Origin of the sequence: Cecembia lonarensis LW9 (genome assembly GCF_000298295.1) — a bacterium.
GTDB lineage: Bacteria > Bacteroidota > Bacteroidia > Cytophagales > Cyclobacteriaceae > Cecembia > Cecembia lonarensis.
In genome coordinates this window covers 1-9764 of sequence record NZ_AMGM01000121.1, presented here as the reverse complement: position 1 = coordinate 9764, position 9764 = coordinate 1, and the positions used below count along the sequence as shown (strand labels likewise).

The window sequence follows — 9764 nt, the reverse complement described above, 5'->3', positions numbered from 1 at the left end:
TGCCGCTTTTTTTATTCGGATTTTAATCTTTCAAGGATTTCGTTGAAGGTTTTACTGGGCCTCATGGCATCTGCAGTCTTTACGGATGAAGGTTTGTAGTAGCCTCCGATATCCACCTTCACGCCTTGTACACCATTCAAATCAGACACAATCAGAGACTCATTTTCTCCTAGCGCTTTTGCAATTGGAGAAAAGGCCTTTTTCAATTCTGCATCTTTATCCTGGAGGACAAGGGCTTCTGCCCAGTATAAAGCCAAATAAAAATGGCTTCCTCTATTATCCAGTTCCATTACTTTTCTGGAAGGAGACTTATTCTCATGAAGAAATTTACCCGTGGCTTTGTCTAATGTCTCAGCCAAAACTTTAGCCTTTTCATTGGAGAAAACTTCACCTAAATGTTCCAGAGACACAGCCAGTGCCAAAAACTCTCCTAAAGAATCCCATCTCAAATGGTTTTCTTCAACAAACTGCTCAACATGCTTTGGCGCTGAGCCACCCGCTCCGGTTTCAAACAATCCGCCCCCATTCATCAAAGGTACAACGGAAAGCATTTTAGCACTGGTGCCCAATTCCAAAATAGGAAACAAATCGGTGAGGTAATCCCTCAGAACATTTCCCGTAACAGAAATTGTATCCTTTCCTTCTTTTATCCTTTGCAGAGAAAACTTGGTGGCCTCAACAGGGGACATGATATGCAATTGAAGTCCAGCGGTATTATGGTCTGGAAGATATTGCTCTACTTTTTTAATCAGCTCTGCATCATGGGCTCTATTATTATCCAGCCAGAAAACCGCAGGGTCACCAGTAGCTTTTGCCCTGTTAACAGCAAGTTTCACCCAGTCTTGAATGGGGGCATCTTTTGTCTGGCACATTCTCCAAATATCTCCTTGCTTAACTTCATGGGATAAAAGGACTGTACCATCTTCCCGCACAACCTGAACCACGCCATCCTTTTTCATTTCAAAGGTTTTATCATGTGACCCATACTCTTCTGCCTTTTGGGCCATCAAACCCACGTTAGGCACAGAACCCATAGTAGCTGGATCGAAAGCACCGTTTTTCTTACAAAAATCTATGGTTTCCTGATATACCCCAGCATAGGACCTATCTGGAATCACAGCTTTGGTATCCTGTTGCTTGCCTTCTTTATTCCACATTTGCCCTGAAGTTCTGATCATGGCTGGCATGGAGGCATCTATAATCACGTCACTGGGAACATGAAGGTTGGTAATCCCTTTGTCGGAATTGACCATAGCCAAATCAGGGCCATCTTCCAGACTGGAGGCAATATCCTTTCTTATTTCTTCTTTTTTCTCCGCAGGTAAGGATTCGATTTTTGAGAGCAAGTCACCCAATCCATTGTTTACATCCACCCCTAGACTTTTCAAAGTCTTCTCATGTTTCTCAAAAACAGGAGCGAAAAACACCTTTACGGCATGTCCGAAAATAATGGGGTCAGAGACCTTCATCATTGTTGCCTTCATGTGAAGAGAAAATAATATCCCTGATTTCTTGGCATCTTTTATTTGCTCCAAAAGAAATTTTTTAAGCGCGGCTACAGACATGACAGCGGCGTCTATTACCTCCCCTTGCAATAATGGAAAATGTTTTTTTAAAATAACCACCTCACCATCTTTTGCAATGTGCTGAATCTGAACCTTCCCTGCTTGATCCAAGGTGATTGATTTCTCACTGCCATAGAAGTCTCCTTCGGTCATACTGGCAACATGGGATTTAGAATCTGCAGACCATTTACCCATGCTATGAGGATTTTTTCTTGCGTATTCTTTTACTGCTTTCGGCGCCCTTCTATCAGAGTTCCCTTCCCGCAATACCGGATTTACTGCACTTCCCTTAACTTTATCGTATTTTTCTTTAATGGCTTTTTGCTCATCACTGGTCGGGTCGTCTGGATAATCCGGCAATGCATATCCTTGCGCTTGCAACTCCTTAATGGCAGCCTTCAATTGAGGAATAGATGCTGATATATTAGGCAACTTAACGATATTAGCTTCAGGGGATTTTGCTATTTCACCCAGCTCTGCCAAGTCATCATTAATTCTTTGTCCCGGTTCCAAATATTCCGGAAACTGTGAAATAATTCTACCTGCGAGTGAAATATCTCTTGTTTCAACCTGAATGCCTGCACTGTCTGTAAAGGCTTTTACTATAGGAAGAAAAGAATAAGTAGCCAAGGCCGGTGCCTCATCAGTAAGGGTATAAAGAATCTTTGCGGTTTTGGTGGTCATTTTAAAATTTAAGATTTATTAATAATTATTGTAAATACTTTAAGGTTTTTCACAGTACCTAACAGTCATTTGGGTCCATAATTTAGAACAAAATCAAAATTGCGAGCAAAATTAGGAATTTTATATCAGTTTCAAAGTTGCATGCCAACCTTTGGAAGTGGCACAAAATAAATTATGAATTTTCTATTCCGTGAGAACCCTTCAAGTCAAAATGATCTGCATCACGCCAAGCGGGAAACTTCTCACGGTATAGTTTTAATTCCTCGTATTTTAATGAAACATATAATATTGTCTCTTCATTTTCGGCATAAGCCATTCTTTCACCTTTGAAATTATATGCTGCAGAGTGCCCTGAATATGGGATGCCATTCCCGTCCTGACCTACTCTATTGACTCCTACTGCGTAACTGAGATTTTCAACTGCACGCGCCTGAAGTAAAATGTCCCAAGCTTGAATTCTAGGATGCGGCCAGCTTGCCACATAAAACAACATATCATACTCCAATTCATCATTGATTACCCTGTTCCTGCTCCATACGGGGAAGCGTAGATCATAACAGATCTGAGGGAAAATCCGCCAGCCTTTCCATTCAAAAACTACCCTTTCAGTACCCATTGAATAATGATGGTCTTCCTGAGCCATTCTGAATAAATGTCTTTTGTCGTATTTGCTAAATTTACCGGAAGGCTCCACCCATAGTAGTCTATTGTAAAAATGCCCCCCTTCCTTTATAACTATGCTTCCTGTCAGTACTGCGCCCGTCTGAGCAGAAAGTTGTCTCAACCACCTACTTGTGAAAAAATTCATAGGCTCAGCCACCTCTTCTGCATCCATGGTGAAACCCGTTGAGAACATTTCCGGCAAAACGATAAGATCAACTTTTTCCTGCAGATTCATGATGATTTCCTCCAGCATGGCCAAATTAGCGATCTGATCTTTCCAAAATAAATCTGTTTGTACGAGAGCTAGTTTTAAATCTGGTTTTTCTTGTACTGTCATTTGTAAATCAGAAAAAAACCAACAAGAGGACTTGTTGGTTAATTAGTTATTTTAAAGGGTAGATCATTCTATAATCTGTAGACACTTTCCCCTTACTGACATCAATCAATTTACTTTGAACCAATCTTTTTTTGAGTCCTTTTAAATAATCCACAAAAAGGATTCCTTCAAGATGGTCATACTCATGTTGTATTACCCTGGCCGTCATTCCAGTAAACTCCTCCTCTTTTAGATTCCAGTTCTCATCAAAATATTCAATAGTCAGCTTTTCAGGCCTTATGATTTCTGCCCTGACATCGGGTATACTTAGGCAGCCCTCTTCGAAACCAAAATGATCTCCATATTCATCTAAAATAATGGGATTAATGAAAGCTCTTCTTATGCCTTTTTCCTCATCTTGTTCATCCAGCATCAGTGTACTGTCTATTACAAAAAGACGGATTCCTTTGTTGATCTGTGGAGCGGCCAGTCCAACCCCGCTGGCATGGTCCATTGTACTAAACATATCTTCTATGAGGTTTTGGACTTCCTCACCCTCATGGATTTCTTCAGCTTCTTTTTTTAATATAGGGTTGCCGTAGGCAACTATGGGATATATCATAATTGTTCTAAATAGGATTGTAGGATAATGGCTGCACTCACTTTATCAAGATTTCCAGCTTTCTCTTTTCGGTCTTTCTTTTTGCTTCCCATCTCAATCATGCTCTGCATGGCCATTTTAGATGTAAACCGCTCATCTATGAGAACCAATTTTTTCTCTGGGAAAATTTTGGATAACCTATCTTTCAGACTAATGACCCTCGGCGTCATTTCATTAGGCTTTCCATCTAGGTTTTTGGGATGCCCTAGGACGATGGTATCCACGTCTTCTTTTTGGAAATATTCCTTTAGAAAATCAATAAGTTTGGATGTGTCTACGGTTTCAAGTGGATTGGCCACCAATTGCAACGTATCAGTAACTGCAATGCCAGTCCTTTTGGTTCCCAGATCAATTGCTAAAATTCTACCCATCAATTGTTCTGAATCTTTTTTCTGATTTTTCTTAAAACCTCTTTTTCAAGTTCTACTGCTTTTGGAAAAAGTAATTCATCTTCAATCTGGGCATGGATGATTAATTCTTTTTCAAAATTTTGCAACTCATTATAAAGAACCCTCATAGACACAGGCGCATCACCTGGTAAAAAATAGTTCTTAGTAAGTTTGCGGATTCCCTCCATTTCATCATCATGCGCCTCATGGGCTTCAGACATGGAAGCAATGGGACTTTTCTCCAAAATTTTTAATGACTCCTTAAGCTCAAATTCATCGTCCTCTATTTCATGAAGCAGTTTGATACGGTTAAAAAGTCTATTTTCTTCTTCATGAATATGGTGGATAAAATCTTCGACAAATAAGGGGAACATAATGCGTAAATCACATAAAACATTTTTGTAAGGCTGCTCATTGATTTCTATTCCTGCAACCATATTTGACAAAAAGGGAAGTTCCTGCCTAACAAAATAGTAATGTTTTCTTTTGAGGTACGCTACCAATACTTCAATCGGGTGAAGATAAAGTTCTTCCCTGTCCGGCTCTTTATGTTGGGCCCAGGTTTCCAATTCATCGACCAATTGCTGAGGGTTTATTCTAAACTTATCACAGACTTCTTTCAGTGAATTTAGTTCATATTGAAAAAAGCTAATTCCAAAATAATGCAGCACGGCAGCAAAGACATAATTCTCTGAAACGATATCTTTGATCTGATTTTTTTCTATATTTTTGGAATTGATCATCAGTACAAAATTAACTTATTTTAAAGAAATAAAGGCAAAACTTCCACCAAAATCGAATTTATTTCGTTTATAAAAACGAAATACCATAAAATACTGTTTAAACTTAAATTGAATCGTAATAAAGTAATTTCATTTAACAGCAAGATCACGTGAGCGAAGTAAAAAACAGCAAACAGCAAATAAGGCTTCCCTTAATCCTTGCCTTAGCCATATCTGCAGGTATTTGGATAGGAGCCACATTTGCTGAACCAAAAAGTGAGAGAAACGATCTAAAAGCAGCGATCTATAAACTTCAGGAAATAATCACTTATATCAATAGAGATTATGTGGACAGTGTAAATACCAATGAATTGGTAGAATATGGCATTCAAAGAATGTTAGAAAAACTGGATCCACATTCCTCCTATATCCCTGCAAAAGATGCTACTTTGGCCAAGTCCCAATTAGACGGGGAGTTTGATGGCATAGGTGTAGAGTTTGGCATTGTCAGGGACACCATATATGTGGTTGCGCCATTGACTGGGGGTCCATCTGAGAAATTGGGGATCCAATCGGGAGATCAGATCATCAAAGTTGATGGTAAAACGGTGGCAGGAACAGGCATCACCAACCGAGATGTCTTTGATTTGCTCAGGGGACCAAGAGGATCAAAAGTAAATGTAGAAATCAAAAGGAAAAGCCAAAAAGACCTTATTCCTTATGAAATCACCAGAGATAAAATCCCTCAATATTCCATCAATGCTTCTTACATGGTCAATGACGAAGTGGGATATATTAAAGTTACCCGTTTTGCAGCCACTACCCACGAGGAGTTCAAAAGAGCAGTAAAAGACCTGAAAGAACAGGGGATGAGAAAACTTATTCTAGACCTTCAAAGCAACCCAGGGGGATACATGGGTGCAGCCATTAATATAGCAGATGAAATCTTAAATGACAATGCCCTTATCGTTTCACAAAGAGGAAAACTAAACCGTTATAACCAAAAGGCATACGCCATAAAACCTGGGCTTTTTGAAGATGGCTCTGTGATCGTCCTGATCAATGAGGGAAGTGCTTCTGCATCTGAAATTGTAGCTGGAGCCCTTCAGGACAATGACAGGGGATTGATTGTAGGAAGAAGGTCGTTTGGAAAAGGTTTGGTACAAATGCCAATAGACCTATCAGATGGGGCTGAACTTAGGCTGACCATTGCCAGATACTACACCCCTTCTGGAAGGTCCATTCAAAAGCCCTACGGTGAAGATATGGATTACTCCTCTGACTGGACCAATAGGCTTGAACACGGCGAGTTCTTCAGTGCTGACAGCATAAAATTCAACGATAGCCTGAGGTATGAAACCGTATCCGGTAGAGCTGTTTATGGAGGCGGGGGAATCATGCCTGATTTCTTTGTTCCATTGGACACCACCATGAGCAGCGCTTATGTCAACAGATTGTTCAATTCGGATTCTGCCAGGGAATTTATCCTTGATTATTTGGATAAAAACAAAAAGAAATTTGAAAATATGAGTTTCGAGTCCTACTACAAAGACTTTGAGGTGACAGAAGAAATGCTACAAGGCCTGATCAAAGTTGGCGAAAGCAATAAGGTGAAATTCGATGAAAAGGATTTCAAAAAGTCGAAGGACTACCTCAAAATCCTACTTAAAGCCCATATGGGAAGAAATATTTTTGATGACAATGCATTCTACAAGGTGATCAATGACATCAATGAGATATATCTTCAGGCTTTGAATTTATTCGAAGAAGCAGAAAGATTGGCGCTAAACTCCCGAAAGGAGGCCAACTGAGAAAAAAAAGAGGCTTTTTTGATTTTAAACAGCCTCTTTTTTTATCCTCTTATCTTAAGGTTCGGATTTTTCAGGATTTTTTTTACTTTCCTCTTTAACCCTGATAACCATGAAAAAAAGAATTATTGTATATCTATTAACCTTAGGCCTGATTATGACGAGTCAGCTATCTATTGCCCAAGCAAAAATCACCCATATAGCCGTGTACGTGGAAGACTTGAAAAGAAGTGCCGATTTCTATTCCAATGTGTTCCAGTTCGAAGAAATTGACGAACCTTTCAAAGACGGGCTTCATGCCTGGTTTGACATTGGCAATAATATTTCCATGCACATTATCCAAGCCCCATGGGAACCTGTTACCATCAACAAAAATAACCACATTTGTTTCAGTGTCCCAGATATGGACAATTTCATAGCCAACCTCAATAAGCTTGGTGTTGAATTTGAAGATTGGCCAGGTAATAAAGGGCAAATCAATATCCGCCCAGATGGCATAAAACAAATTTATGTTCGTGATCCTGATGGCTATTGGATTGAAATCAATGATGAATATTGAGGCCAGGCAAAAGCGCAGAGACACAAGGTTAGGAAGACGCAAAAGAATCTAAAAATATCAGTAGCAAAAAACATTAGTGACAAAAAAAGTCTTGGTGAGATACAGGGAAATCACCAAGACTATTCAACCCAAAATATGCATTAGGGTTTAAAAGCAATTATTTATAAAGATCTGATGGCCATTTGTCATTACCTGAATTGATATCGGTAATCACTTTATCAGGGTCAATCTCAACTGCAACCACTTTCTTATCTGCGCGTAACAAGTGATTCCATTGATTTCCTTTGAACCAAATCTCCACAGGCAACATTTTTCTTTCCTTCTCCCCATCTTCATAGGTAATTTCCAGCAACACCGGCATTGGTAATTCCCCATGATTGCTTAGACTAACCACATAATTAGATCCATAAGGATAAACCCCATTGATTGCTAAATCAATATTGGCATTGCTGTAAAACCAACCTTTCCAAAACCAATCCAAGTTTTCACCCGAAACATTCTCCATATGGTTGAAGAAATCTGTAGGCTGAGGATGCTTGTAAGCCCATGTTTTTATATAAGACCTAAATGCTTTATCAAACCTTTCTGGACCTAGAATATACTCCCTTAACATGATCATACCCAAAGCAGGCTTGTAATAAGCGACCATACCTAGGTTATTGGATTGCGTCCTATCTGGATGGGTAGCTGTTGGCTCCCTGTCCGGATTGGTCAACCAACCGGTATATCTCCTAGTCTGCTTGAGGTTGTTGGTATATTCCCCATCATTGAAGGCCAAATACGAATAGTAATTGATAAAGGTATTGAAACCCTCATCCATCCAGGCATGCCTTCTCTCGTTGGTACCCACGATCATAGGAAACCAGTTGTGACCAAATTCATGGTCTGTCACTCCCCATAGGCTCTGTCCTTTTGCCCTGTATCCACAGAAGTTGAGCCCAGGATACTCCATCCCAGCTACATTGGACGCCACATTAACAGCGACTGGGTAGGGATATTCATACCACATTTCAGAATAATGCTCCACAGATGCCTTGCTGTATTCTGTAGACCTTCCCCAAGCATCCTGACCATCACTTTCTTTTGAATAAGCTGATTGGGCCATCGCTTTCTTCCCGCTCGGAAGATTGATCCTGGCAGCATCCCAAATGAAGGCCTTTGAAGACGCAAATGCCACATCTCTGGAATTATTAATCTTGAAGTGCCATGTCAACATCCCCTCTTGTTTTGGTCGGGTATTGGCATAGTCTGTAATTTCTTCGGGAGAAATGATATAAACCCTTTCATCACTTTCTGAAGCCTCCTTCATTCTACGCTGCTGTTCCCTGGTAAGCACTTGATTTGGATTCATCAATTCGCCAGATCCTACCACAATGTGGTCATAAGGAACGGTCACTTTATACTCAAAATCCCCATAGCCCAAATAAAACTCCCCCGCACCCAAATAAGGGTCTGTATTCCAACCTGTCACATCATCAAAAACAGCCACCTTGGGATACCACTGTGCAATGGAGTAAATCGTCCCATCTTCAACATCCAAACGCCCCATTCTATCCATTCCTCTTTCTGGTATTTTAAATTCAAAATCCATAGAAACAGTAGCCTGACCACCATTGGCAGGAATGGGTTCAGCCGGTGTTACCTGCATTCTGGTATCGCTGATCAGGTATTCGGAAGAAACAGGTTTGTTTTTTCCCACCACCTGTGCTTTTACATTGCTGATGCTGAAACCTCCATCAATGTCGCCGCTGTAACGGTCACCTTGAACAGGTGTCGTTAAAGTTCCCCTTGACTCTGGAGTAAATCTATTTTGCTCTAATAATAGCCAAAGGTAGTCCAGGTTTTCCGGACTATTGTTTTTATAGGTAATCGTTACCGAGCCTTTGATGACATGATTTTCCTCATCCAAGGTTACTTCCATCATGTAATCGGCACCATTCTGCCAATAGGAAGGTCCAGGTTTTCCTGAAGCTGTTCTGTACGCTGTTCCTTGACGGTAGCCAAACTCTGTAAAAGCCGCATCTCTGTGATCGGTAACCGTCATTTGCCCATATACGGTCAGGGAACTTAGCCCCCATAAAACCACAAAGGCGAAAATTTTCAAATTCATTATTCTATACATAATTCTAATTTTTTTCACTTGGGTAAAATTACAGATTGGCTCGGGAAGAAAAAAAATAATTAGGGCTTGCTGAAAAAGTCTCAGGTATGCCAGCTTCAAAGCGGGCGAATGAAGATGTATGCTTATACTTCGAATGAGCCCAATGAAGAAGATGGTATGCCTGAGGCTAGCCTGAAAATTTCGAATTTTGAAATTTTCAAGTGCACGCAAATCAAACTGGATCATTTAATAAGTTTGCACCCGCTTAAAAAGACAAGGCTTAATAAATTGGGTAT

General features: G+C 40.2%; 8 protein-coding genes. 2 read left to right on the top strand and 6 right to left on the bottom strand.

All coding sequences use genetic code 11. The annotated features are described in order from the left end of the window. Nucleotides 1-11 precede the first annotated feature (11 nt). The 5 genes from B879_RS19370 to B879_RS19350 form a co-directional block, all read right to left on the bottom strand. The gene (locus B879_RS19370; protein WP_009186920.1) at nucleotides 12-2249 is read right to left on the bottom strand and encodes an NADP-dependent isocitrate dehydrogenase; all 2238 of its coding nucleotides are present in this window, start codon (nucleotides 2247-2249) and stop codon (nucleotides 12-14) included. A gap of 172 nt (nucleotides 2250-2421) precedes the next feature. After that, nucleotides 2422-3249 carry an amidohydrolase gene (locus tag B879_RS19365; RefSeq protein WP_009186919.1) on the bottom strand — a complete coding sequence of 276 codons (828 nt, stop codon included), beginning with the start codon at nucleotides 3247-3249 and terminating at the stop codon, nucleotides 2422-2424. A 46-nt stretch (nucleotides 3250-3295) separates the two neighbouring features. Beyond that, nucleotides 3296-3850, bottom strand: a complete 555-nt coding sequence (gene def / locus B879_RS19360; protein ID WP_009186918.1) for a peptide deformylase — start codon at nucleotides 3848-3850, stop codon at nucleotides 3296-3298. Then, nucleotides 3847-4260, bottom strand: a complete 414-nt coding sequence (gene ruvX, locus B879_RS19355) for a Holliday junction resolvase RuvX (RefSeq protein ID WP_009186917.1) — start codon at nucleotides 4258-4260, stop codon at nucleotides 3847-3849. The genes def and ruvX overlap by 4 nt, the downstream gene beginning before the upstream one ends. Beyond that, a complete protein-coding gene (locus B879_RS19350) occupies nucleotides 4260-5021 on the bottom strand; it encodes a hemerythrin domain-containing protein (RefSeq protein ID WP_009186916.1) in 762 nt (253 codons plus the stop codon). The genes ruvX and B879_RS19350 overlap by 1 nt, the downstream gene beginning before the upstream one ends. A 149-nt stretch (nucleotides 5022-5170) precedes the next feature. Here B879_RS19350 and B879_RS19345 point away from each other — a divergent pair, with 149 nt between their 5' ends. Both B879_RS19345 and B879_RS19340 read left to right on the top strand, forming a co-directional pair. Next, nucleotides 5171-6811: a S41 family peptidase gene (locus B879_RS19345; RefSeq protein ID WP_009186915.1), complete on the top strand. Its 1641-nt coding sequence runs from the start codon at nucleotides 5171-5173 to the stop codon at nucleotides 6809-6811. Nucleotides 6812-6920: 109 nt separating this feature from the next. Then, a complete protein-coding gene (locus B879_RS19340) occupies nucleotides 6921-7367 on the top strand; it encodes a VOC family protein (protein ID WP_009186914.1) in 447 nt (148 codons plus the stop codon). A 157-nt stretch (nucleotides 7368-7524) separates the two neighbouring features. Here B879_RS19340 and B879_RS19335 read toward each other — a convergent pair whose 3' ends face one another. After that, on the bottom strand, nucleotides 7525-9411 hold the full coding sequence (locus B879_RS19335) for a M1 family metallopeptidase (protein ID WP_238542173.1): 1887 nt from the start codon (nucleotides 9409-9411) through the stop codon (nucleotides 7525-7527). Nucleotides 9412-9764: the final 353 nt, after the last annotated feature.

Coding starts and splice junctions, on each gene's coding strand:
- B879_RS19335 (WP_238542173.1), bottom strand. CDS start 9,411: ATGACGGTTACCGATCACAGAGATGCGGCTTTTACAGAGTTTGGCTAC.
- B879_RS19370 (WP_009186920.1), bottom strand. CDS start 2,249: ATGACCACCAAAACCGCAAAGATTCTTTATACCCTTACTGATGAGGCA.
- B879_RS19340 (WP_009186914.1), top strand. CDS start 6,921: ATGAAAAAAAGAATTATTGTATATCTATTAACCTTAGGCCTGATTATG.
- ruvX (WP_009186917.1), bottom strand. CDS start 4,260: ATGGGTAGAATTTTAGCAATTGATCTGGGAACCAAAAGGACTGGCATT.
- B879_RS19365 (WP_009186919.1), bottom strand. CDS start 3,249: ATGACAGTACAAGAAAAACCAGATTTAAAACTAGCTCTCGTACAAACA.
- def (WP_009186918.1), bottom strand. CDS start 3,850: ATGATATATCCCATAGTTGCCTACGGCAACCCTATATTAAAAAAAGAA.
- B879_RS19350 (WP_009186916.1), bottom strand. CDS start 5,021: ATGATCAATTCCAAAAATATAGAAAAAAATCAGATCAAAGATATCGTT.